This window comes from Rhizobium sp. WSM4643 (assembly GCF_025152745.1).
Taxonomy (GTDB): domain Bacteria; phylum Pseudomonadota; class Alphaproteobacteria; order Rhizobiales; family Rhizobiaceae; genus Rhizobium; species Rhizobium leguminosarum_I.
This window is the reverse complement of sequence record NZ_CP104040.1, coordinates 722,358-745,593: the sequence shown is the minus strand read 5'-3', so window position 1 is coordinate 745,593 and position 23,236 is coordinate 722,358. Positions and strand designations below refer to the sequence as shown.

Annotated in this window: 24 protein-coding genes; 12 read left to right on the top strand and 12 right to left on the bottom strand. The window is 62.9% G+C overall.

Going from position 1 to position 23,236, the window contains the following annotated elements:
* Nucleotides 1-785 precede the first annotated feature (785 nt).
* Nucleotides 786-1,697 carry a DUF1499 domain-containing protein gene (locus tag N1937_RS03655; protein ID WP_260057493.1) on the bottom strand — a complete coding sequence of 304 codons (912 nt, stop codon included), beginning with the start codon at nucleotides 1,695-1,697 and terminating at the stop codon, nucleotides 786-788.
* Nucleotides 1,698-2,036: 339 nt separating this feature from the next.
* Between N1937_RS03655 and N1937_RS03650 the strand changes: the two genes are divergently transcribed.
* The gene (locus N1937_RS03650) at nucleotides 2,037-2,429 is read left to right on the top strand and encodes a hypothetical protein (protein ID WP_260057492.1); all 393 of its coding nucleotides are present in this window, start codon (nucleotides 2,037-2,039) and stop codon (nucleotides 2,427-2,429) included.
* A 60-nt stretch (nucleotides 2,430-2,489) separates the two neighbouring features.
* Here N1937_RS03650 and N1937_RS03645 read toward each other — a convergent pair whose 3' ends face one another.
* Complete coding sequence (locus N1937_RS03645) at nucleotides 2,490-2,735, bottom strand: hypothetical protein (RefSeq protein ID WP_003546063.1); 246 nt, start codon at nucleotides 2,733-2,735, stop codon at nucleotides 2,490-2,492.
* 144 nt (nucleotides 2,736-2,879) lie between these two features.
* On the opposite strand from N1937_RS03645, the gene N1937_RS03640 reads away from it, so the two are divergent.
* Nucleotides 2,880-3,077 (top strand): hypothetical protein, encoded by a 198-nt coding sequence (locus tag N1937_RS03640; protein WP_260057491.1) that lies wholly within the window; start codon nucleotides 2,880-2,882, stop codon nucleotides 3,075-3,077.
* A gap of 300 nt (nucleotides 3,078-3,377) precedes the next feature.
* Nucleotides 3,378-3,656: a hypothetical protein gene (locus tag N1937_RS03635; protein ID WP_170258428.1), complete on the top strand. Its 279-nt coding sequence runs from the start codon at nucleotides 3,378-3,380 to the stop codon at nucleotides 3,654-3,656.
* Nucleotides 3,657-3,695: 39 nt separating this feature from the next.
* Here the strand turns inward: N1937_RS03635 and ppdK are convergent, their stop codons facing one another.
* The 4 genes from ppdK to relB form a co-directional block, all read right to left on the bottom strand.
* A complete protein-coding gene (ppdK, locus tag N1937_RS03630) occupies nucleotides 3,696-6,404 on the bottom strand; it encodes a pyruvate, phosphate dikinase (protein WP_260057490.1) in 2,709 nt (902 codons plus the stop codon).
* A gap of 866 nt (nucleotides 6,405-7,270) precedes the next feature.
* Entirely contained in the window at nucleotides 7,271-10,732 is a 3,462-nt protein-coding gene (locus N1937_RS03625) for a chromosome segregation SMC family protein (protein ID WP_260057489.1), read from the bottom strand.
* Nucleotides 10,733-10,951: 219 nt separating this feature from the next.
* Nucleotides 10,952-11,728, bottom strand: a complete 777-nt coding sequence (locus N1937_RS03620; RefSeq protein WP_260057488.1) for a DsbA family protein — start codon at nucleotides 11,726-11,728, stop codon at nucleotides 10,952-10,954.
* A 207-nt stretch (nucleotides 11,729-11,935) separates the two neighbouring features.
* Entirely contained in the window at nucleotides 11,936-12,160 is a 225-nt protein-coding gene (gene relB, locus N1937_RS03615) for a type II toxin-antitoxin system RelB family antitoxin (protein WP_162119408.1), read from the bottom strand.
* 59 nt (nucleotides 12,161-12,219) lie between these two features.
* Between relB and N1937_RS03610 the strand changes: the two genes are divergently transcribed.
* Nucleotides 12,220-12,585 carry a hypothetical protein gene (locus tag N1937_RS03610; protein WP_162119407.1) on the top strand — a complete coding sequence of 122 codons (366 nt, stop codon included), beginning with the start codon at nucleotides 12,220-12,222 and terminating at the stop codon, nucleotides 12,583-12,585.
* 33 nt (nucleotides 12,586-12,618) lie between these two features.
* Here the strand turns inward: N1937_RS03610 and N1937_RS03605 are convergent, their stop codons facing one another.
* A complete protein-coding gene (locus tag N1937_RS03605; protein WP_018069144.1) occupies nucleotides 12,619-13,116 on the bottom strand; it encodes a DUF721 domain-containing protein in 498 nt (165 codons plus the stop codon).
* A 108-nt stretch (nucleotides 13,117-13,224) separates the two neighbouring features.
* On the opposite strand from N1937_RS03605, the gene mutY reads away from it, so the two are divergent.
* The 3 genes from mutY to N1937_RS03590 are packed head-to-tail and all read left to right on the top strand — an operon-like array spanning nucleotide 13,225 to nucleotide 15,316.
* Nucleotides 13,225-14,328 carry an A/G-specific adenine glycosylase gene (mutY, locus tag N1937_RS03600; RefSeq protein WP_162119406.1) on the top strand — a complete coding sequence of 368 codons (1,104 nt, stop codon included), beginning with the start codon at nucleotides 13,225-13,227 and terminating at the stop codon, nucleotides 14,326-14,328.
* Nucleotides 14,329-14,330: 2 nt separating this feature from the next.
* Nucleotides 14,331-14,945 carry an HAD family hydrolase gene (locus N1937_RS03595; RefSeq protein ID WP_162119405.1) on the top strand — a complete coding sequence of 205 codons (615 nt, stop codon included), beginning with the start codon at nucleotides 14,331-14,333 and terminating at the stop codon, nucleotides 14,943-14,945.
* Nucleotides 14,946-14,950: 5 nt separating this feature from the next.
* Nucleotides 14,951-15,316, top strand: a complete 366-nt coding sequence (locus N1937_RS03590; RefSeq protein WP_170278585.1) for a nuclear transport factor 2 family protein — start codon at nucleotides 14,951-14,953, stop codon at nucleotides 15,314-15,316.
* A 153-nt stretch (nucleotides 15,317-15,469) separates the two neighbouring features.
* Here N1937_RS03590 and N1937_RS03585 read toward each other — a convergent pair whose 3' ends face one another.
* The 3 genes from N1937_RS03585 to N1937_RS03575 form a co-directional block, all read right to left on the bottom strand.
* Nucleotides 15,470-16,624 (bottom strand): site-specific DNA-methyltransferase, encoded by a 1,155-nt coding sequence (locus tag N1937_RS03585; protein WP_017963169.1) that lies wholly within the window; start codon nucleotides 16,622-16,624, stop codon nucleotides 15,470-15,472.
* A 154-nt stretch (nucleotides 16,625-16,778) separates the two neighbouring features.
* Nucleotides 16,779-17,129, bottom strand: a complete 351-nt coding sequence (locus tag N1937_RS03580; RefSeq protein WP_017963168.1) for an antibiotic biosynthesis monooxygenase family protein — start codon at nucleotides 17,127-17,129, stop codon at nucleotides 16,779-16,781.
* Nucleotides 17,126-17,455, bottom strand: a complete 330-nt coding sequence (locus tag N1937_RS03575) for an NIPSNAP family protein (RefSeq protein ID WP_017963167.1) — start codon at nucleotides 17,453-17,455, stop codon at nucleotides 17,126-17,128. Before N1937_RS03575 ends, N1937_RS03580 begins: the two co-directional genes overlap by 4 nt.
* Before the next feature lie 71 nt (nucleotides 17,456-17,526).
* Between N1937_RS03575 and N1937_RS03570 the strand changes: the two genes are divergently transcribed.
* Nucleotides 17,527-18,213 (top strand): ArsR/SmtB family transcription factor, encoded by a 687-nt coding sequence (locus N1937_RS03570; RefSeq protein ID WP_260057487.1) that lies wholly within the window; start codon nucleotides 17,527-17,529, stop codon nucleotides 18,211-18,213.
* Between the two features lie 394 nt (nucleotides 18,214-18,607).
* Here the strand turns inward: N1937_RS03570 and N1937_RS03565 are convergent, their stop codons facing one another.
* Complete coding sequence (locus N1937_RS03565) at nucleotides 18,608-18,955, bottom strand: oxidoreductase (protein WP_170278582.1); 348 nt, start codon at nucleotides 18,953-18,955, stop codon at nucleotides 18,608-18,610.
* A 298-nt stretch (nucleotides 18,956-19,253) separates the two neighbouring features.
* Nucleotides 19,254-19,475 (bottom strand): hypothetical protein, encoded by a 222-nt coding sequence (locus N1937_RS03560; RefSeq protein WP_162119402.1) that lies wholly within the window; start codon nucleotides 19,473-19,475, stop codon nucleotides 19,254-19,256.
* 285 nt (nucleotides 19,476-19,760) lie between these two features.
* On the opposite strand from N1937_RS03560, the gene N1937_RS03555 reads away from it, so the two are divergent.
* The 4 genes from N1937_RS03555 (at nucleotide 19,761) to N1937_RS03540 (ending at nucleotide 23,151) form a co-directional block, all read left to right on the top strand.
* On the top strand, nucleotides 19,761-20,228 hold the full coding sequence (locus tag N1937_RS03555; protein ID WP_260057486.1) for a hypothetical protein: 468 nt from the start codon (nucleotides 19,761-19,763) through the stop codon (nucleotides 20,226-20,228).
* 52 nt (nucleotides 20,229-20,280) lie between these two features.
* Nucleotides 20,281-20,631, top strand: coding sequence for a hypothetical protein (locus tag N1937_RS03550; RefSeq protein ID WP_260057485.1), 351 nt, complete (start codon nucleotides 20,281-20,283; stop codon nucleotides 20,629-20,631).
* A 9-nt stretch (nucleotides 20,632-20,640) separates the two neighbouring features.
* Entirely contained in the window at nucleotides 20,641-21,084 is a 444-nt protein-coding gene (locus tag N1937_RS03545) for a hypothetical protein (RefSeq protein WP_260057484.1), read from the top strand.
* 234 nt (nucleotides 21,085-21,318) lie between these two features.
* Nucleotides 21,319-23,151: a HAMP domain-containing methyl-accepting chemotaxis protein gene (locus tag N1937_RS03540; protein WP_260057483.1), complete on the top strand. Its 1,833-nt coding sequence runs from the start codon at nucleotides 21,319-21,321 to the stop codon at nucleotides 23,149-23,151.
* Nucleotides 23,152-23,236 lie beyond the last annotated feature (85 nt).

The window sequence follows — 23,236 nt, the reverse complement described above, 5'->3', positions numbered from 1 at the left end:
ATCTCCCCCACAGGTGGGGAGATTGGCTGGGCGCACGGGCTTCCCCAAACAATAAACGTCCAGCACGGCGAAACGGTAGATGGGCAGGAAGTTCAAGCCACTAGTGATCTCCCCACCTGTGGGGGAGATGCCCGGCAGGGCAGAGGGGGGCTCACGCGGCGATGGTGCAGCATACGGGTTGTTGGTGGTGGAGTGAGGGCGCGGCATGTCCTCTTCTCCCCAGCGGGGAGAAGGTGGCCCGAAGGGTCGGATGAGGGGGCCACACGGCACGCCTTCTCATTTTAACTATCCCGCCATGCCGACGCGAGCGTGGTAGAATCCCGCATGAACGTTGTAAGGAAAGACCGGCTTCGCCGGCCCCCCCATCCGCCCTACGGGCACCTTCTCCCCGCTGGGGAGAAGAGGGAATCGAGAGGTCGCCGCAAATCTCTTCTCCCCTCGGGGAGAAGGTGCCGGCAGGCGGATGAGGGGGCTACACGGCACACCCCTCTCGTAATAATCTATTCGGCGGCTGAGACGACGCGAGCGTTGTGGAACTCACATGGTGTTGTTGGAAAGACCGGCTTCGGCGGCCCCCTCATCCGCCCTACGGGCACTGACCGGGGTCGAGCCGCGGGTCTCGACCCGTCCTTCGGACCCCCGCTGGGGAGAAGAGGGAATCGAGACGCTGCGGTCCAAGGCGTTGAGTTTGCCGCACCCTATCCCGGCCCTTCGCTTGGGCTCAGGGCGTTCGCAACTGCAATCGATTCGCCGGATCGATTGCTGGCGCTTTGCGCCACCGCGGCTCACCCACCCGCAATTCCCAGCAGCTCAGCATCCAGCGCCTTCAGATAATCGCCGGCGATTTCGGCGCTGAAGCCGAGGTCGTGTTGGCCGTAGCGGGAGGCGACGCGGATGTCGACGAAGGTGGTTTCGGCCTCTTCGCGCAGCCGAATGATGAAATCGAAGCGCAGGCCGAGGATCAGCGTGCGCGTGGTGCCCTGCAGCGTCACGCCGTTGACGCCGCGGATCAGTTTGGCGACATCGTCGTCATAAGGGCGCGGCGTCGGCACGGGGATGATATCGGGCGCATCGGCCACGGCATCGTCGCTCGCCTCCGGCGGCTTGACCGGTCTGTCCTCGGGATCGCGGCCGGGCTCGGTGTCGCCACTGCTCCTGGTGATGGTCATGCCGCTCATCTTGGCGACCTTGCGCACCGCTTCAAGCACGCGGTCGAGCGCGCCCTCATAGCGCCGGCCGGTCAGTTCGGGATAGGCGGCGAGCTGCTTTTCGCGATCCTCCGGCGTCACCTCAACCCTGCGCTGCAGCCAGATCTGGTTGAAATAGGGCTGCGACAGCCAGTCGGGTGCGGAGACCGGATCGGTGGAAACGTCATAGATATCAGGCAGCGTCATGTAGCGCTCGGCGGCATAGGCGCCGAGGCCGAGCGGAAAGGCGGCATAGATCAGCGCCGCCAGCGCCGCCAGCCCGCCTTCGGCCCCCGTCATCCAGAGGCTGCGCAGCCCGAGTGCGGCGAGCATGACAGCGAGAAGCGCGCCGCCGGCGGCGGCAATCAACAGCAGCACCAGATAGGGTGTGGCGAGGCCGCCGAAGCGATGGGCGATCATGACAGCCAGCGCCAGCACCAGGGAAAACGCCCCGAGCAGCCGCGAAAAGCGGGCGGCGCTGGAAACGGGGCGGTCATAGCGGATGGCCATCAAACTTACCGGTTGCTCGTCAGCGCCCGCGCGTTCGACCACGCAAATCGCCTCAACCCTGTTTAGAGCATGATGTCGAAAAGTGTGAAGCGGTTTTCGGACGACATCATGCTCTATTCTTTGATTTAGATCGGGATTCAGATTTTAGGCCGGCCCGGCCTGAAGTCATCCGGATCTCGGGCAAGATTCGGCTAAATTGAAACGATTGTCTGAAGCATTGCGTTGGAATCCTGGGCGATGGCCATGGCGAAACGAGGCCTTCTTTATAAGCCCTTGCTGATATGTCAAAAAAAGGCCATTCTGCCGCGGTTTCATCTCCAGATGCAGAGGAGAGACGGGATGATTTCACCCGAGATGGCAGCAAGGCCGCAGGCGTCCGCGCTTGGCGGGATCGACCACCAGTCCGAAACGATGCTGCCGCTGGAGCTGCTCGAACTCGAACTTTCGCTCGAAAGCTATGCCGGCGGCGATACCGACTTCTGCGCGGCGGTGCGCCAGGCCGCGGCACGCTCCGGTGGCGAATTGCTGTTCGACCTGCCGGCCGGCGGCCTCATCGACGATTGCCGCCGCATCGCCGTGCTGCGCATTCCAGGCGATGGCCAGGAGATGCGCGTCGTCCTAGCGCTGCTCGACGGCAACGGCACCGAGATCCGCATGCAGGCGCCCGATGAAGAGACCGCGCCGCTGGTGCGTTTCGCCGATGCCTTCATCGAAGTGCTGCAGCGGATCTGAGTTTCATTTTTTTACGCAATTCCGGACGGAAAACCGCTTCACACTTTTCCTGGAATTGCTCTACCGGCGCTCGGCCGCAGCTTCGGCGACGCTGCGGAAGGGGAACTTGCGGCCGCATTCGCACTTGATCACGAAATTTTCCTGATGGTTGGACGGCCGCTGCACGCCGAAGCCGCGCGGCAACTGATCGACCTTGAAATCCGGGTGCTTGCGCTTGGGATCATCGACTTCCGAGGCTTCGGCAAAGCCCTCATTGCCGCATTGCGGACAGTTCAGTTTTTTCGAAAATCGATCGCGAAGGGCCATGCTCGTTCCAAGGTTTGCCGGCCCCTCAGGGAGAGGCTATGTTTTCCTCATACATAGGAATGGCCCTGATGCATAGAAAGGTTGGCCGGCAAAAGTGGAACCAAGTGCCGAGGCTGCCGTTCCTTTTTCGAAAAGGAGGCACTCATGCCCAACAAAGACCCGATCCCGACACCCAATGCCGATACGCCGCGCGGCCCGACGCCGACATCAGGCACTCCCGATCGCATCCAGCAAAAACCGCCACAGACGCCGGCGCAGGATCCGGACGATACGAAGAATCCTCTGGATCCGCCGGTTGATCCGGCGCTGCTGCCAATCGGGGATCCGGCTGGGGCGGCGTGAAGGGTGAGCCGCAAAGTCGCGAATGCGCTGAGCGCAAGCGAAGGCAACAATGAATGGCGTGCCGTGCGGCCGACCCTTCGGGCCACCTTCCCCCCGCTGGGGAGAAGGGAATGTGCCGCAACGTCTCGATGCCCTCTTCTCCCAAGCGGGGAGAAGATGCCGGCAGGCAGATGAAGGGGGCCGCACGGTACACGGCTCACCTAATCACCCAGTCTCGGCAACATCCGAACCGAGGCACTGGCTTGACGCCCTCGCCCGAATGGCCTTTCCTCAGGGAAAAGCATTCCAAGGACCAATCCAATGCGCATCCCTATTCTCATCACCGCCCTCGCCACCATCGTCGCCGGGCTGTCCGCCTGCCAGACGATGACGCCGGAGGAGCGGCGGGCGGCGGATGAGCAGCGCTGCCTGGGCTACGGCTTCCGGCGTGGCACGGATGGCTTTGCCACCTGCCTGCAGCGCATCGATCTCGACCGGCGCGCCGAATCGCGGGCGCAAAGTGCCGAGCTGATGAACGACATGGCCTGGGATCTGAACGGGCCTTATATCTACCGCGATCACTGGCGGCGGTATCACTGACTGCCACGGGCGCCCTACCCCAGGCCTCCAACGAATGTCCTACACGATTGCCCGCAGGTCTTTCGCACCCCGCCTGACCTCTTCCAGACTGCCTGCAATCACCGCCTGCGCCGCCGCCAACCTGGCGATCGGCACGCGGAAGGGCGAGCAGGAGACATAGTCGAGGCCGATCGTTTCGCAGAAGCGGATCGAGGCCGGGTCGCCGCCATGTTCGCCGCAGATGCCGAGCTTCATGTCGTTGCGGGTGCGCCGGCCGCGTTCGGCGGCGATGCTGATCAATTCGCCGACACCGTCGAAATCGAGCGAGATGAAGGGGTCGTGCTCGATGATGCCCTTGCGCTGATAGGTGGGGATGAAGGCCGAGGCGTCGTCGCGCGAGATGCCGAAGGTGGTCTGCGTCAGGTCGTTGGTGCCGAAGGAGAAGAATTCGGCGGCCTCGGCAATCACATGGGCGCGAAGGGCCGCACGCGGCAGCTCGATCATCGTGCCGACGAGATAATCGATCTTCATGCCGGCCTCGCTCATCACCTCGCCGGCGACTTCGTCGATGCGCGCCTTGACGTAATCGAGCTCGGTGCGCAGGCCAACGAGCGGCACCATGATCTCCGGCACGACGGCAGCACCGGTCTCCTTAGCTGCGGCGACCGCTGCCTCGAAGATGGCGCGGGCCTGCATCTCGACGATTTCGGGATAGGAGATCGCCAGCCGGCAACCGCGATGGCCTAGCATCGGATTGAACTCGTGCAGAGCATCGACGCGCTGGCGAAGGGCTGATGCTTCCATGCCCATGGCGAAGGCGACTTCGGCCACCTCGTCATCGGTCTTCGGCAGGAATTCGTGCAGCGGCGGATCAAGCAGGCGGATCGTCACCGGCAGGCCGTGCATGACGGTGAAGAGGCCGGTGAAATCCAGCCGCTGCATCGGCAAGAGCTTGTCGAGCGCCAGCCGCCTGCCCTTCTCGTCGACGGCAAGGATCATCTCGCGCATGACATGGATGCGCTCACCCTCGAAGAACATGTGCTCGGTGCGGCACAGGCCGATGCCCTCGGCGCCGAAGGAGCGGGCGGCCAGCGCATCGGCCGGCGTATCGGCATTGGTGCGCACCGTCATGCGCCGGGCGCGGTCGGCCCAGCCCATGATGCGGCCGAAATCGCCCGACAGCGCCGGCTGGATCATCGGCACCTCGCCCTTCAGCACCTGGCCGGCCGAGCCGTCGATGGTGATGATATCGCCCTTTTTCAGCGTCACGCCGACGCCGAGCAGCCGCTCGTTGCGCTGGTCGATGCGCATAGTGCCGGCGCCGACGACGCAGGGAATTCCCATGCCGCGGGCAACGACCGCCGCATGGCTGGTCATGCCGCCGCGGGTCGTCAGAATGCCTTCGGCGGCATGCATGCCGTGAATATCCTCGGGGCTGGTCTCGACTCTCAGCAGGATGACCTTGCGGCCTTCGGCTTCCGCCTCGACAGCCTCTTCGGCGGTGAAGACGATGGCGCCGGTGGCAGCCCCCGGCGAAGCCGGCAGCCCGGTGCCGATGACCTGGCGGGTGACGCGCGGATCGATCGTCGGATGCAGCAGCTGGTCGAGGCTGGAGGGTTCGATGCGCAGCACCGCCTCGTCCTCGGTGATCACCCCTTCGTCGACCATGTCGACGGCGATCTTCATGGCCGCCCGGGTCGAGCGTTTGGCCGAGCGGGTCTGCAGCATCCACAGCCTGCCGCGCTCGATGGTGAATTCGATATCCTGCATGTCGCGGTAATGGATCTCGAGCTCGGTGCAGATGCGGCAGAGCTCGCGGAATGCCTCCGGCATCAGCTTTTCCATCGAGGGTTTTTCGGAGCCGGAGGAAATCCGCCCCTCCTCGGTGATGCTTTGCGGCGTGCGGATGCCGGCAACGACATCCTCTCCCTGGGCATTGACCAGGAATTCGCCGTAAAGCGCCCTCTCGCCGGTCGAAGGGTTGCGGGTGAAGGCGACGCCGGTCGCCGACGAATTGCCGAGATTGCCGAAGACCATCGCCTGGATATTGATCGCCGTGCCCCAGCCTTCCGGAATATTGTGGAGCTGGCGGTAGGTGACGGCGCGCGCGCTCATCCAGCTGGAAAAGACGGCGCCGACCGCGCCCCAGAGCTGGACTTCGGGATCCTGCGGGAATTCCTGCTCCAGTTCCTCCTCGATCAGCTTCTTGTAGAGCGAGACGATGTGCTGCCATTCCGAGGCGCTGAGTTCGGTATCGAACTCATGGCCGAGCTTGGCCTTCTCGTCTTCCAGGATCTCCTCGAAGGCGTCGTTGCCGAGGCCCATGACGACATCGGCATACATCTGGATGAAGCGGCGGTAGCTGTCCCAGGCAAAACGCGCGTCGCCGGCATCGTGGCCGAGCGCCTGCACCGTCTCGTCGTTGAGGCCGAGATTGAGCACCGTGTCCATCATGCCCGGCATGGAGACGCGGGCGCCGGAGCGCACCGAGAGCAGCAGCGGCTGGCTGACGGAACCGAAGTGGCGGCCGGTGATTGCCTCGATCGCCGATATGCCGGCGCGCACCTCGGCCTTCACCGCATCCTCGATGTGGCGGCCGTTCTTGTAATAGGTGTTGCAGGCATCGCTGACGATCGTCAGCCCCGGCGGCACCGGAAGTCCGAGGGCGCACATTTCCGCCAGATTGGCGCCCTTGCCACCCAGAATCTCGTGATCGCGCGCCCGGCCCTCAGCCTGCCCGTCGCCGAACCTATAGACCCACTTGGTCATCTTCCCCCCAACACCAAATCGGGGCTAGCTTAATCCGTTGGTGTTGAAATGAAAATCGACAAATGCGGCAGAATGTTGCGCTGCACAATAAATCGTGGCTGCGGCCGGCGTTGAAACGGTTGAAAGTTGCCCAAACAGAAAACAAGGCACAAAAAAAGCTTTGCGGGACTGCAACAATGTCCCGCAAAGCCTTGTTTCCGTCCGGCCAGGAAAACCGGACGGGGGGTCCCTCAACCCAGGAGCGGCTCAGCTTTTCGTAAAGCAGAACCGCCTGACCTCGTCTTACGCAATTCCTGGGAAAACAGATCGCTACCTTCCCAAGATTTGCTCTCGGTTTCCGGTTCTTGCCCTCGCCCGGAAAACCGCACGCAAATTCGACAATGCACAACCGTTGATCGCCCGTTTTCGAGCAGGGTAATTAGGTTGCGTTGAAACAACTTCTAATGCAAGTCAGCGAAAAGAGCATCACCCAAATGGACTACGAGGGGCGAGGAAGCCGACCTTTTTTGGTGTTTATTGCTTGTCAGTGGATTTTGCGCAATTTCCGGGCGCAAAACCGCGCCATAGCTTTGCTGAAATTGCGTCTGCGCGGGCGGCTCCACGGATGCTCGGATCAGGCCCACTGCTGTCCGGTTGGCGCAAGCGGCTGCCCCTCACCCTAACCCTCTCCCCGTAAAAACGGGGAGAGGGGACGTGCCCTGCGAATGGTCGGAGGGAACGGAGAGGGTGCGGCACGTCCCCTTCGCCCCGTTTACGGGGAGAAGGTGCCGGCAGGCGGATGAGGGGCTGGTGTCGGCAACCTCACGGGCCGGGACGTCCAATGACAATCAGCCCTTCCCCGACGCAGAAACGCGTCGTCGAAAACCTCAGGCAATCTCGCGCAAGCGCTCGGCCATTTGCAGGTCGACGGAGACCAGCTGGGAGACGCCCTGTTCGGCCATGGTGACGCCGAAGAGGCGGTTCATGCGGGCCATGGTGATCGGATTGTGGGTGATGATGACGAAGCGGGTTTCGGTGGAGGCCGCCATTTCGTCCATCAGGTTGCAGTAGCGCTCGACATTGTGGTCGTCGAGCGGCGCATCCACTTCGTCGAGCACGCAGATCGGGGCCGGATTGGTGAGGAAGACGGCGAAGATCAGCGCCATTGCCGTCAGCGCCTGCTCGCCGCCGGAGAGCAGCGTCATGGTCTGCGGCTTCTTGCCGGGCGGGCGGGCGAGGATTTCGAGGCCGGCTTCCAGCGGATCGTCGGATTCGATCAGCTGCAACTCGGCAGTGCCGCCGCCGAAAAGATGGGTGAACAGCCGCTGGAACTGGGCGTTGACGATATCGAAGGCGGCGATCAGCCGCTCGCGGCCCTCGCGATTGAGGCTCTGGATGGCGCCGCGCAGCTTGCGGATCGCGTCGATGACGTCGTCGCGCTCCTTGATCAGCGCTTCGAGCTTCTCGCTCAGCTCCTTCTGCTCCTCGTCGGCGCGCAGGTTGACGGCACCCAGCCGCTCGCGCTCGATCCTCAGGCGTTCCAGCTCGCGCTCGACTTCGCGCGGATCGGGAAGCGCCTGCATGGTCGGGCGCCCGGTCAGCTGCAGCGCCTCATGCGGGGCGACGTTCAGGACCTCGCGGATGCGGCCTTCGCTTTCCTGCCGCTTCTCGCGGGCGGAAACCAGGCGCTCCTCGGCGCGGCCGCGGCGTTCACGGCATTCGGCAAGTTCCGAGAGTGCGGTCGTCGCCTTTTGGTCGGCCTCGCGCTGGATGCGTTCGGCCTCGGCCAGAAGATCGCTGGCCTTTCGGCGCGCCTCCTCGGCCTTCTGCAATTCGCTGAGCAAAGCGCGGCGTTTGTCGTCGAATTCATCCGGCGCCAATTCGAGCTCGGCTGCCTCGTCCCGCGCCTCTTCCTCGCGCTCGCGCAGCGTCGCGACATGGTCTTCAGCACTTGCCGCCCGCTGGCGCCAGGTCTCGCGCTCCTGGCCGATCGCCATGATGCGGCGTTGGCGAGCTTCGTTTTCCCTCGCCAGGCTTTCATGGCGGGCGCGGCTTTCGGCCAGCGCGCCGCGATCGGTCGCCACTTCCGCCTGCTGGAACCGCAGCCGCTCGTCGATCGCAGTCAGATCGGGCGCGTCCTCCAGCTCGATGCGGGCATTTTCTTCCTGGACGGCGATCTCCTCCAGCTGCGCGCGCAACTGGCTGGCGGCCTCGCTGACGACATCGCGGCGGCGAATGAGATCGCCGGAGGCACGCTCGGCGGCAACAAGCGCGTCGCGCGCGTCGGCCAAATGACGTGCCGACAGACGGCTCATGTCACGCGCCTCGGCAAGCCGGCGCTCCTCCGCGCGGATCGCCTCGGCGGCGGCTGCCTGCCGCTCTTCGGCTTCGGCAAGCACGTCGCGGGCAAGGGCGGCTTCGCTTTCGAGTTCGGCCAGGCGGTTCTTCTGGGCAAGGCGCAGGGCCGCTGCACTCGGGGCATCGGCGCCGGTGACATGGCCGTCCCAGCGATAGACCGCCCCCTCTTTGGTCACCAGCCGCTGGCCGGGCTTCAGCGCCGCCATCAGCGAACCGGCATCGCCTTCCGCCACCAGGCCGATCTGGCGCAGGCGGCGGGTGAGTGCCGCCGGCGCACTTATATGGGCAAGCAGCGGCGCAACACCGGATGGAAGGGCGGGATCGGCAGCACCATCACCATTGTCCGACCAATGGGCCGGCGCCTCGGCAGCGAGCGGCGATTCCAGATCGTCGCCGAGGGCAGCACCGAGCGCGGTCTCAAAACCGCGATCGACCTTCAGCTCATCGGCAACCGGCGGAAATTTGCCGGCCGCCGCACCGGCGGCGAGCATGCGGGAAATCGTGCGGGCCTCGGTTTCGAGCGCATTCAGGCTGGAGCGGGCCTGATCGACCGGCGCGCGCGACAGCGCCTCGGTCTGGCGGGCTGCGGCCAGCGCCTGTTCGACCAACTGGACCGCGGCTTCCGCGTCGGCAACGGCGATCTCGCCGGCCTCGACGATGGCGCGTTTTTCGTCGGGATCGGGCAGGCCTGATATCTTCTCGCCGATGGCTGAGAGTTCGTGGTTTGCCTCGTCCATCTGCCGTTCGAGGCGCATCCGGCGGTCGGTGAGATCGCGGATGGCGCGTTCCAGCTGGTTGCGGCCGGCAGCCGCCTCGGCGCGCTCGGCCGTCAGCTGGGTGAAGATGCGCTCGCTATCGGAAAGTTTTGCCGCCGCGCCCTCGAAGGTCTCGCGGGTTTCCTCGGCATAACGGCCGGAATTGGCGAGGATTTCCGAAATCTCAGCCTCTTCGGCATCGAGCCTCGCCAGGATGACGGCATTGTCGGCCACCAGCCGCTGCTCGCGGCTTATATCCTCGGCAAGCTGGGCGAGACGGCGGGTCAGCTCGTCGCGGCGGCGCAGGATGCGGCCGGCATCCTCCTCCAGCTGGCTTCTGGCGATCTGCAGGCGCTGCAGGGCGGCAGCGGCACGCGCCTCGCCCTCGCGCAGTTCCGGCAGCTTCAGGCTGGCGACAGCCTGGTTCTTCGCCGCCTCCATCTGCATCTGCGCCTTTTCGGCGACGACGGAGGTCGCCTGGTTCAGCGCGCTGTCGGCCTCGGCTTCGGCTTCCTTGGCCTGCACCCAACGGATATGCAGCAGCATCGCCTCGCGGGCGCGGATATCGGCAGAGAGCGTCTTGAAGCGGTTTGCCTGACGAGCCTGGCGCTTCAGGCTCTCGATCTGACTTTCGAGCTGCGAGGTGACGTCGTCGAGACGCTCGAGATTGCCTTCGGCGGCGCGCAGACGTAATTCGGCCTCGTGGCGGCGGGAATGCAGGCCTGAAATGCCGGCCGCCTCTTCGAGCAGCTGGCGGCGGGCCTGCGGCTTTGCCTGGATCAGCTCGCCGATGCGCCCCTGCCCGACCATCGACGGTGACCGCGCTCCTGTCGAGGCGTCGGCAAACAGCAGCTGCACGTCCTTGGCGCGGCTTTCCTTGCCGTTGATGCGATAGAGCGAGCCCTGTTCACGCTCGATGCGGCGGGTGACCTGGATCTCGTCGCTATCGTTGAAGGCGGCAGGCGCGGTGCGTTCGCCATTGTCGAGATAGAGCGCCACTTCCGCGGTGTTGCGCGCCGGGCGGTTGCCGGAACCCGAAAAGATCACGTCGTCCATGCCGGAGGCGCGCATGTTCTTGTAGGAATTCTCGCCCATCACCCAGCGAAGCGCCTCGACGAGGTTCGACTTGCCGCAGCCGTTCGGCCCGACAACGCCGGTCAGTCCCCGCTCGATGATGAATTCCGTCGGCTCGACGAAGGATTTGAAGCCGACCAGGCGCAGCTTGTTGAACTTCATGCGGAAATATCCACGGCGGGAAGCCCCCTCATCCGCCCTACCGGCACCTTCTCCCCGCTGGGGAGAAGAGGGAATCGAGACGCTGCGGCAAATCCCCTTCGCCCCAGCGGGGAGAAGGTGCCGGCAGGCGGATGAGGGGGCCACGCCAGCAAACTGCGCTGAAAACGAAAAACGGGCGCACGGCTTTCGCCGTCGCCCGTTCTATCGAAACGATCCGGTTCAGAGCAGGCTGTCGATGAGCTTCGACATGGTGTCAACCGGCATGTCTCCAGAGTAGCGCTTGCCATTGATAATGAAAGTCGGTGTGGCGTTGACGCCGAAATCCTTGGAACCTCTTTCCCGCGTGGCGTTCACTTCATCCAGAAGCTTCTGGTTCGTCAAGCATTTCGTGAAGCTATCCTCAGTAAATCCGGCAAGCTTCGACATCTGCAGCAGTGCGCCGCGGCCATCATCGGCGGCGGCCCAGACCTGCTGCTGCTTGAAGAGCATCGAAACCATCGGGAAATACTGTTCCGGCGTGCTCAACTGCTCCGGATTGGAGGCGCTGCAGCGGGCCAGCATGAAGGCTGCGGCAGCGCGCGGGTCGAAGGGGAACTCGCGGATGATGAACTGCACCTTGCCGGCATCGACGTATTTCTGCTTGATCGCATCGAAGGTGGTGTTGTGGAAATGGGCGCAATGCGGGCAGGTCATCGACATATATTCGACGATCTTGACCGGGGCGTCGGCCTTCCCCAGCGCCATTTCCGGCAGCGCGCCGGGCTTCAGCACTTCCGCCATGTCGACATCGCCATCGGACTGCGGCATGTCGGTCGCCGATGTGGCGGCCGTCTGCACGGTGTCGACATTGGTGCCGTCAGCCATGGTCTTGCCGGAGGACGAAGCATCGGCAGCGTCCTTGCTGTCGTTGCAGGCGACAAGCGCTACGGCAGCTGCGGCGATGGCGATACCGCTGAGAAGGCGGCGTTTCGTCAGTTGCATTTCGGACATCTGCATGGATTCCCCATAAATATGAGATTGACGGCATGACTGTGCGATATAACGGCTGGCGGCCGCTCACAAGGCACGGTTCGCCAACTTCCTTCAAAGAATTGTGACCGCGGGAAGACCATAGATCAAAAATTGCGAGATTGGAGCTTTTGCCCGATTTCACCGGCAGAGATCGCAAGGGTTGCCTACCTCGTACCGGCTGCTCGATGAAACTCAGTTATCCAAGCCATGACGCGCCAACAGCTCGGCCAGCGGCACGGTATCGCTCTCTTCGCGACGAAACTCTTCCAGGCGTTTTTCGGCAAGATAGATATCTTCGAGGTCGTCGAGATGCCCGATGATGGCTTGCCCCGCATAGAAGCTCCTGCTGCGGCCGGTACGCCTCGAAAGCTCAATCAGCCGCGCTTCGATATCAGGGGGCAACTCCAAGACCAGCATGACTTTTCTCCCGTCTGCTCTACAGGTATAGCAGACGACTATTCAGGGGGGAATTTTGAATGCATTCTTTGACTAAGACTTTTCTCTACGGCTTGCTTATTGCCTCTGTCGTATCGGCCATGAACGTCACGAGCGTGCTTGCCTCTGAAGAGGGCGGCAATGTTGTTTTCAATCAGATGCTTAAATGTCTAAAGCTGCCTGCGGACGCGCCGAGCGCTTATGACTTCATGGTTGTTGCGGTAATCAAGGACGGATCTGCGGACTTTTTATCGATCAACTTCCGCACGCCGCCTTCCGAATGGGAAAAAACGGCAGCCCCGTTGATCGCCGATGCAATCACACAGTGCGAGCCTTATAGCTCGATCTCGGGCAGGACGGAATTCGCTGTAACCCGTGAGCTTGTCGAAGCAGGATCAAAAAACTAAGCGCGTTGCCGGTAAACTTGGGCGTCTTGCTCATCAGCGTTGATTCCCCCGCTTGCCCATCACCGCGGTCCCTAAGCGCTGGATCGCTTGGCGCAGCTTGTCGTTCTCTATCCCCTCCATCATGCCTTCGAGCTTGCGGGCGGCTTCGCCCTTTAGCGGCGGCGGGGTGCGGGAGCGGCGGATGGCTTGTGAGACCGGCTTCTGGACGATGCGGATCTGGTGAACGGCGGCAAAGCCGAAGAAGCTGTTGATGCGCTGGATGAGTTCGCCCTGGGCATGGGTGAGGAAGAGCGCACGCGCGCCCTCGCAGGCAATCGTCAGCACGCCGGGGCGGAAACCGCCGGTCTCATTGCCGCCGCGGGCCCAGGCGATCTTTTCCGGCCGGGTGCAATCGGCGAAATCCTCGCCGGCGATTTCGCTCCACGAGCCGAGCAGCGCCGTGTTGATGCCGGCGCGCCGGGCAAGCACGGGATCGATCAGCCCATTCGCCAGCTCGGAGATCTGTTTTGCACCTTTGCGTGGATAACTCATCGAAACCCTTCGGCGACCCCGCCAATTCGCATGCCAATTCGCACAGGCGACTTGATCGCGCGGCATTGCTTCGCCAAGTATAGGCACTTCCCCCCATTGCGGCAAATCATGACGATCACCACACTCGACACGCCCTCAGCAAAGCCCCTGCTCGACTGGTACGATCGCCACCACCGCGAGCTGCCCTGGCGCGTTTCGCCCGGTATGGCGACCCGCGGCGTCAAGCCTGACCCCTATCGCGTCTGGCTGTCCGAGGTGATGCTGCAGCAGACGACGGTGCAGGCGGTCAAACCCTATTTCGAACGGTTTCTGCAGCGCTGGCCCGAGGTGACCGATCTTGCTGCAGCCGAAAACGATGCTGTCATGGCCGCCTGGGCGGGGCTCGGCTATTATGCGCGAGCCCGCAACCTGAAGAAATGCGCCGAAGCGGTGGCGAACGAGCATGGCGGTATCTTTCCCGATACCGAAGAGGGCCTCAAATCGCTGCCCGGAATTGGCGACTATACGGCCGCCGCCGTCGCGGCAATCGCCTTTAACCGGCAGGCGGCTGTCATGGACGGCAATGTCGAGCGGGTGATTTCCAGGCTCTATGCGATCGCCACGCCGCTACCGGCCGCCAAACCCGCGATGAGAGAGAAGGTGGCGCTGCTGACGCCTGAGACACGGCCCGGCGATTTCGCCCAGGCGATGATGGATCTCGGCGCGACGATCTGCACGCCGAAACGGCCGGCCTGTTCGCTCTGTCCGTTCCGGGGTGCGTGCGCGGCGCTGAAACTTTCCGATCCCGAGCTTTTTCCGGTCAAGACGGCGAAGAAGGAGAAGCCGGTCAGATACGGCGCGGCCTTCATCGCGGTGACCGCTGATGGCGAAATCCTGCTCAGGCGGCGCATCGACAGCGGCCTGCTCGGCGGCATGACCGAGGTGCCGACGACGGCGTGGACGGCGCGCATCGACGGCGAGACCTCGGCTGCCGCCGCGCCCTTCGAAGCGGCATGGCAGGCCTCCGGCACCGTCATCCATGTCTTCACCCATTTCGAGCTCAGGCTCTCGATCTGGCGCGCGGCGATTGCAACCAAGGTCGCCGTGGATGACGGCCCGAATGACGGATGGTGGGAGCCGGTTACAAATCTTGAAGCCCAGGCGCTGCCGACCATCATGAAAAAAGCGATCGCAGCGGCTATTCCTCTCGCGTTCAAAACATCCAAGGGATGACCATGACCACCGACATAAGACATATCGTTTTCGATATCGGCAAAGTCCTTATTCATTACGATCCGCATCTTCCCTTCAGCCGCCTCATTCCCGATGAGAGCGAGCGCAACTGGTTCTTCGCCAATATCTGCACCCATGACTGGAACATCGAGCAGGACCGCGGCCGCACCTGGGCGGAGGCCGAAGCGCTGCTGATTAAACAGCATCCGGCGCGTGAGGAGCATATCCGCGCCTTCCGCAAATATTGGCACGAGATGGTGCCGCACGCCTATGACGACAGCGTCGCGATCATGGAAGGGCTGATTGCCGAAGGGCGCGACGTGACGATGCTGACAAACTTCGCCTCCGACACGTTCCGCGAGGCGCAGCAACGCTTCCCGTTCCTGACCAAACCGCGCGGCGTCACGGTTTCCGGCGATGTCGGCCTGATCAAGCCCGATATCGCCATCTACGAGACCCATACGAAAAGTTTCGGCCTCGATCCGGCAGCGACGATCTTCATCGACGATGCGCCGCTCAATGTCGAAGGCGCCAGGGCTTTCGGCTGGAATGCGGTGTTGTTTTCGGGGCCTGAGAAGCTGCGCAGCGATCTCACAGCTTACGGATTGAAGGTCTGAGACCCATGGCATTCGACCCCGCAGAAGAGATCGAACGTTTTCACGCCGCCATCAATGCCCTCGATTTTCCGGCCATCGAGGCCTATTTCGCCGAGGATGCGACCTATGTCTCGAACGGCGTCGGCGATCTCACCGGCCGCGCCGAAATCATGGCCGCCTTCCGGCGTTATTTCGACGACTATCCCGATCAGACGGCGGAAAATTCGCTGGTGGAAACGTTGACGCCGCTCTCCGGCCGGTCGGTCTGGTCAGTACGCGCCACCCACAGTAAATCAGGCAAGCCGCTAATCCGCGAGGGTGAGGAGACGATCACCTTCAACACAGAAGGCCGCGTCACACGGGTCGAGGTCACCGACTACCAGGAGTTCTGACTGGAGCAATTTCAGCAAAGTGTAGAGCGGTTTTGCGTCCGAATTGCACAAAACAAAAAAGAGGACGCCCGGGTTTGACCCCGGGCGCCTTGGTCTTCTTCCGCAACTGGAGGGAAATCGGAAGAAGGTGGTTTCGATCCGTAGAGGCGCTGCTCACTCCGCCTTTGCCAGATCACTGCGGATGACGGACCTGAGATCGTCGATCGGGCGCAGGGACTGCCCGTCTTCGAAATGCCAGAAGGTCCATCCGTTGCATGCATCGAGACCCTGCACCTTGGCGCCGAGACGGTGAATGGACCCGGCCTCGCCGCCGGATGCTACCGTGCCGTCGGCGCGGACAATCGCGCTATAGCGGCGCCTGGCGTCGGTCAGCACTTGGCCGGGCTTGATCAGGCCGCTTTCAACAAGCACGTTGAAGGCGACGCGGACTTCGGCCTTCTTGCCGGTCATGACGGTCAGTTCCGCTTTGCCGAGCGGCTCGACGGCAGCGATGCGGGCCGAGGCCGCATCGATATAATCCTGCTCGCGCTCGATGCCGACGAAGTGGCGGCCGAGACGCTTGGCGACGGCGCCCGTCGTTCCCGAGCCGAAAAAGGGATCGAGCACGATATCGCCGGGCTTGGTCGAGGCCATGATGACGCGGGCAAGCAGCGCTTCCGGCTTCTGCGTCGGATGCGCCTTCTTGCCGTCCTCGCCCTTCAGCCGCTCGCCGCCGCTGCAGATCGGGAAGAGCCAGTCGGAACGCATCTGTACGTCGTCATTGGCGGCCTTCAGCGCATCGTAATTGAAGGTATAGCCCTTGGCCTTGGCGCTGGGGCTTGCCCAGATCATCGTCTCATGGGCGTTCTGGAAACGGCGGCCCTTGAAATTCGGCATCGGGTTGGTCTTGCGCCAGATGATGTCGTTGAGGATCCAGAAATTCAGATCCTGCAGCGTGGCGCCGACGCGGAAGATATTGTGGTAGGAGCCGATCACCCAGATCGACCCGGTGGGCTTCAGCACGCGGCGGCAAGCCAGCAGCCAGGCGCGGGTGAAGGCGTCATAGGCCTCGAAGGAGGCGAACTGATCCCATTCGTCGTCGACGGCATCGACCAGCGATTGATCGGGACGATGCAGCGTTCCGCCGAGTTGCAGATTATACGGCGGATCGGCAAATATGATATCGACGGAGTGGCTGGGCAGAGCTTCAAGGGCGCTGACGCAGTCGCCCTTGATGATCGTGTCAACCCAGGAATCCGTCCGGGATCCCGGCCGGGAATCCGACTTGACGGAAGCCTTGAGGTCGGCAAGCGGAAAAACTGATGCCATTTAAATACTCACTCATACGCTCTACGCTTAACTGTCCGTTATGGTTACGCAACTTAGTTACCAAAGCCTGAAGCGGTGGCCGATTTCGGGAATTTATTCGGGTGCCCGATGAGTAAGTGGCAAACGTTGCCCGATGCCGGCCGGCCGCCGGCGATCAGGCGGCATCATGAACTTTGCGGCTATCGGCCGGCGCTTCGTCGCGTTCGAACATGCCGTAATCGCGCACCACACTGGCGATGCGCAGGCGATAGTCGGCGAAGATGCCGCCGCGGCCGGCCTGCTGGGCTGCCCGGTGAGCTTCGAGATTGCGCCATTCCTTCACCGCCTCCTCGTCGCGGAAAAACGAGAGCGACAGCAGCTTGCCGCGTGTCGTCAGGCTCTCGAAACGCTCGATCGAGATGAAGCCGTCGATCTTTTCGAGTTCGCCGCGCAACTCGCCGGCGAGATCGAGATATTTGTGGCGTTCGCCCATATAGGGCACGACTTCGAAGATGACGGCGATCATGACAGCACCAGCTTGGCGTGAGGAGCGGAGACATTTTTGAGAAAGATGCGATCCTCCTTCAAGATGAAGCCTTCGCGTCTGGCAAATTCGTAATTCTCGCGTCCGAGCGGGTCGGCAGCCAGCCGGGCACGATAGGCTTCGTAAGCGGCGAGGCTTTCGATATTGTAGACGCCGTAAGCCGTCGTCGCCGATCCCTCGTGCGGGCCGTAGTAACCGATCAGGTCGGCGCCATTCTTCGGAATCGCCTGGCCCCAGTTGCGGGCATAGTCGGCAAACGCCTCCTTCTTGAAGGGGTCGATCTCGTAACGGATGAAGCAGGTGATCATCGGTTTCTCCTTTGGCTCTTCATCCGTTTTCGCACATTGCCTGACGGCGATGCTTCGGTTACGATCGAACTATGAAGGAAGGTCCTGACATTGCGCAGATCGGCGCGCTGATCGGCGATCCGGCGCGCGCCAACATGCTGGCGGCGCTGACAGGTGGCCGGGCGCTGACGGCGACCGAGCTTGCCGGCGTCGGCGGCATCACCGTGCAGACGGCCAGCACGCATCTTGCAAAACTCGAAGCCGGCGGCTTGCTCGCCCAGCGCAAGCAGGGCCGCCACCGTTATTTCACGCTGGCCGATGAGGCCGTCGCCCGGCTGATCGAAAGCATGATGGGCTTTGCCGCCGGACGCGGCCATCTGCGTCACCAGCCGGGACCGAAGGAGCCGGCGCTGCGCAAGGCGCGCATCTGCTACGATCATCTTGCCGGCGATTACGGCGTGCGCATGCTCGACAGCCTGATCGCTTCCGGATCGATCGACGCGGTCGGCGATGGCCTGGCGCTGACGGAAAAAGGTGAAAGCGACCTCAAATGCATCGGCATCGATGTCAGCGACCTCAGATCCTCGCGCCGCCCGCTCTGCCGCTCCTGCCTCGACTGGAGCGAAAGACGCGCGCACCTGGCCGGCAGCCTCGGCAAGGCCCTACTCTCGAGCTTCCTCGACAAAGGCTGGGCGCGGCGCACGGCGGAAAGCCGCTCCATCCTGTTTTCACCGGAAGGCGACCGGCAATTTCTGATGCTTTTTCCGGTCGATTCATAGGTCGGGACGGATCTAAAAAATGTTGGCGCGCGATCCCGGCTCTAGCTCTTCACCACCCACCCGGCTCCCATTGCGCCAATGCGCCAGAACGCCAGCACCCAAGAGAGCCTCACCCTGAGGTGCCCGCAGGGCCTCGAAGGGCGAGGCGGGTGCACCGGCGTTGATAGAGGCAAGGAGAAGCGTCTCGGCGTGTCCTTCGAGGCTTCGCCCTGCGGGCTGCGCACCTCAGGATGAGGTCTGGTGGAGCGTGCCGACCGCAGATGAGCAGCATTCTGCGGATGACAGCTCGCCAGTCATAGCTTTTCACAAATAGGCACAACCGGAGCATGGCGTCAGCTCAGGCAGCTTGCCGTGGAGGCGCTGCCAGGGATCCAGTCATAATCGGATGCGTCTTCTATTGGCAGGCGGTGGCGGAATCCGGCTTGTTTGTCGTCGTGCCGGAGGGTGCCGAATTGCCGGGCTGGCCTGCCTGCTGGCGCTGGCAATCGTCCGGATCGCCGCCGGAGTTGTTGACGCCGTTCATTCCTCCTGCGCCTCCTCCATCTGTCGAATTCGCGCCCGAATTGCCGGATCCCGTGCCGCCGGAACCGGAATCCGACCCGCTGCCGCTACCGGAGCCGGACGCACCGCTGCTGCTGCCGGAGCCGGATCCGGAACCGCCGCTGCCGCCGCCGGATTGTGCGATGGCGGCCGTTGTCAGGCCAAGTGAAAGCGCTGTTACTGCGAGCAGTCTCAGAAGCATTGGAATCTCCTTTTTGCTTCACCAGGGATGGTGGGCGAACCGGGATTCCTTCGATTTGTTCCGATGAAAATGCGCGGGATCTTGCCGTCTCACGACGGTTTCAAGCGCGCCGCTTAACCTTCCCGAGCCCTCACGCAGCTGCCCTCTTTTCATCTTCCTGCCGCACATGCGCCCGCCGTGCCGCCGGCGTGAGGGCCAGCGCCGCGTGATTGCTCTCGGCTTCACCGAGGATGCTTTCATCCTCCTTGATTTCGCGCAGCTGCGCACCCGTCGCCAGCTCTCGCAGTTTACCCAGCGCTTAGCAGCCCTTCTTCCTCATCTTCTTTTCGAGCTTGGCTCTCTTTTCGGGCCCATCCCCAACATGTTTTCCGCCGGTCAGACCATGATCCATCATCGCCTGCATCTGGGCGCAGGTTCGCTTGTGGTGGTGCTTGCCGCCCTTGGCGGTGACGTCGGCGGATGTGAAGGCAAACAGCAGCGCTGCGGCTGCCGCCGACCGAACAAGAGCTGAAAGCCTCATTTCCCCTCTCCTATGCTCTGCATGCTACGCCCGAGCCGGTGAGCCCGCAATGAGGACGGTGTCGCGCCAGCCAGGAAACGCCGGTGTTCCGAACAGCCGGGCGGGCGAGAACGCGCTCCCATCACGCTCGATCGTGAACCATGGCGGCGAGGTTCGGACCAAGGTCTGAGGCCCATCCGACTGAGGGCCCAAGAGAGGAACAGTGGGGTGAGAGCCAAGTTTGTCAGACAGCTATCCATCCATTCCGGATGCGACGGCACGTAAGAAATAACGGAGGAATACACCATGATGAAGGCAACACATCTGGCCTTGGCGGCCGCCCTTCTGGCCGGCACGGCTGTTTCCGGCTTCGCCCAATCGTCAAGCACCGTCGGCACCGGCGGTTCGTCGGCCGGCGGCGGAACTGCGAGCAGCACGATCGGTACTGGTGGCAGCTCTGCCGGGGGCACCTGCCCTGCCGGCGCTACCAACTGTAATTCCGGCTCGTCCTCGACGCTCGGCACCGGCGGCTCATCGGCCGGCGGCGGTACATCGAGCAGCTCCGTCGGCACCGGCGGCTCCGCGGCGGGCTCGGGCGACGCGAACTCGGCCTCGAGCGTCGGAACCGGCGCTTCGTCAGCGGACGGAGACAAGACCGGCAGCACAGTCGGCACCGGCGGCAGCGCTGCGGGAAGCTCTCACGACAATAAGGGCAAGAAGGGCTGTGCACCCGGACAGGTCAAGAAGGACGCCGCCGGCACCAAAGACTGCTGACGATGTCGGCCGGCGCCTTGATGGCGTCGGCCAATCCCTTGGAGATAGACCAATGACCAACTTTTCCACAATCGCAATCGGCGCTTCACTCGCCCTGATCGCCGGACAGGCAATGTCCGAGGAAATCAAGCTCGACGACGGAACGACGTGCACCATCGTCCAGTCTCAGTCGTCGCAAGGAGACATGTCGTCCACCGTAACGGCCGGCAACGGTCATGTTTCCTCATCCACCACGACCGGCGGCGGATCGACCGGTACCTCTTCGTCATCCTCCTCCGCCGGCTCCTCGGCCGGATCGGGAAGCGTCGACAGCTTTTCGACGGCGAGCATTGCCCGGCCTGACGGCACCGTCATCACCAAACGGTCCGACGGAACCTGCTCGGTTACGAAACCCAAGAAGTAGGAGATAGCAATGAAACCTATCGACCTTATCGCGGCCGCCTCGATCGCGCTGCTGGCGTCGGCCCCGGCCGTCCTCGCCGAGGATTGCATCGCGGCCGGAACGGTCGGATCGGCCGGAAGCGCCTCGGCAGGCGGCACATCCGCAAGCTCGCTCGGAACGGCCGGCACTTGCCGGACCGACGACGGCACCACCTCTTCGATTGGATCGGGGGGAAGTGCAGCCACCATCGATGGAAAGGCGCAAAGCAAGACCCACGTCAACGACAATGGCGACCAGCTGAAGGCCCAGACCAAAGCCCAGGCTGTGGACAAAGGGACGTTCAGCAAGTCTCGCACAAAGACCAGCACCGACGGCAGCACGCTGGATAGCACGACGCGCACGATGTCGCACGTCCCCGGCGAGAAGCCGGTCAAGAGCACCACCAATAAGAAGATCATCCTGCCGGAACAATAGTCGGATGGGGCTCGCCCTCGCAAACGAGGAAGAGCCCTAACCTTATTGCATCTCCCGGCGCTCGATGAGCTCGCACCGGTTACCCGCTCTACGCTCAAAGCAGCTCAACTTTTCATCGAAAGTGAAACACCCGCTGCAACCTGTTGTTTTCGCAACGCTAAGCGACATGGTGCAGAGAAATAATTAAGCATGTTCGGCTACTCTCACGTTCTAAATTAACGAGAGAGTCCTGTCATGGCGTCGATCCAGCATAAGATCATCATTGCGAGCATCGCGATTTTCGGGTTGGCGGGCGGCGCCACGGGCGTCGGCATCTGGTCGGCTTCCATTCTTACCGCAAACAGCGCCGATGTCAGCCAGTCAGCGCAAATTCTGCGCAACCACATGCAGGCCGACATGATGCATGATGCGCTGCGCGCCGACGTGCTCGCGTCGATGCTGGCATCCAACCCGGCAGCAGGCATCGCCGCCGACGCGGTGAAGGCAGATCTGGTGGAGCACGAGGCGTCGTTCCGCGAGATGATCGACGCCAACAAGGCGCTTGCCACCGACGACAAGACCAAAACGATCCTTGCCGGCGTCGAACGTCCCCTGCTTGCCTATATTGCAAGCGCCACTGAGATCGTCGATCTCGCCGGCAAGGATCCCACCGCGGCGTTGAAGGCATTGCCGGATTTCATGGCGCAGTTCTCGACGCTGGAAACGGCCATGGAACAGGCCGGAGACCAGATCACGGCGGCGTCGGATGATATTTCCAAGCACAGCTCCGAGATAAAAGCTTCGGTCGATATCGTTCTGAAAGCACTTCTGGGCTTGGCCGCGCTCTTCGCCTTTGGCCTCTATTTCCTGACCCGCAAGACGGTCACCAAGCCGATCCTTTCGCTTTCCAACGATATGCAAAAGCTCGCCGGCGGTGACACAGCCATTGCCTGCAGCGGGATCGGCCGCACCGATGAAATCGGAACGATGGCATCGGCCGTCGAAGTCTTCCGCCAGGCGGCGATTGCCAACAAGCAACTCGAGCAGGACGCTGAGGCAGCTCGATTGCAGGGCGAAGCCGAGCGGATCACCGCCCGGAAGCAGGCTGACGAAGATGCCGCCGTTCGGCTGCGGGCGGCGACATCAGGCCTCGCTGCAGGCCTGAAGCGGCTTGCATCCGGCGATCTCGCCTTCCAGATCGACGAGCCCTTCGCTCCCGACTTTGAAAACCTCCGGCATGACTTCAACATGTCGATCCGGCAGCTCGATCAGACGCTCGGCGCGATCGCGACCGCTATTGCCGCGATCGACGAAGGCACCAGGGAAATCGCGTCCGGGGCCGGCGATCTGTCGAAACGAACAGAACAGCAAGCGGCCGCTCTCGAAGAAACGGCCGCGGCACTCGACCAGATCACCGCCAATGTCTCGAACTCGAGCAAGCGCACCGACGAGGCACGCACCGAAGCGACCGATGCAAACCGCAATGCCGTCAAGTCTTCGGAGGTCGTGTCGCATGCCGAAGAGGCCATGCGCCGCATCGAGGCTTCGTCCCAGCAGATCTCCAGCATTATCGGCGTGATCGACGAGATCGCCTTCCAGACCAATCTGCTGGCGCTGAACGCCGGCGTCGAAGCTGCACGCGCCGGAGACGCCGGCAAGGGCTTTGCGGTGGTGGCCCAGGAAGTTCGCGAGCTCGCCCAGCGATCGGCCCAGGCGGCAAAGGAAATCAAAGGCCACATCCAGAAATCCTCGGTGGAAGTCGAAAGCGGCGTCAGACTGGTTCTCGACACCAGCCAGGTTCTGAAGGCGATCAGTGAACAGATTGCCCGCATCAACCAGCACATGGATGCAATCGCCGTATCGGCCAGGGAGCAGTCGACCGGCCTTGCCGAAGTCAATACCGCCGTCAATTCCATGGACCAGGTGACCCAGCAGAACGCGGCGATGGTGGAGCAATCCACCGCGGCATCCGGCCAGCTTGCCCAGGAAGCTGCCACGCTGCGCGAACTCGTTTCCCGGTTCAAGCTTCGGGCGACAGCCTCCACGCAATCTGCAGCCGGACGCCGGGGTGGGAAGCTGGCCGCCTGACGGCTACTCCGGCAGCGACGCCGCAGCCGCTCGCTTGCCGCATCGCAGCCATGCTTGAGATCAGGTTGAGCTTTGGCCGGGCATC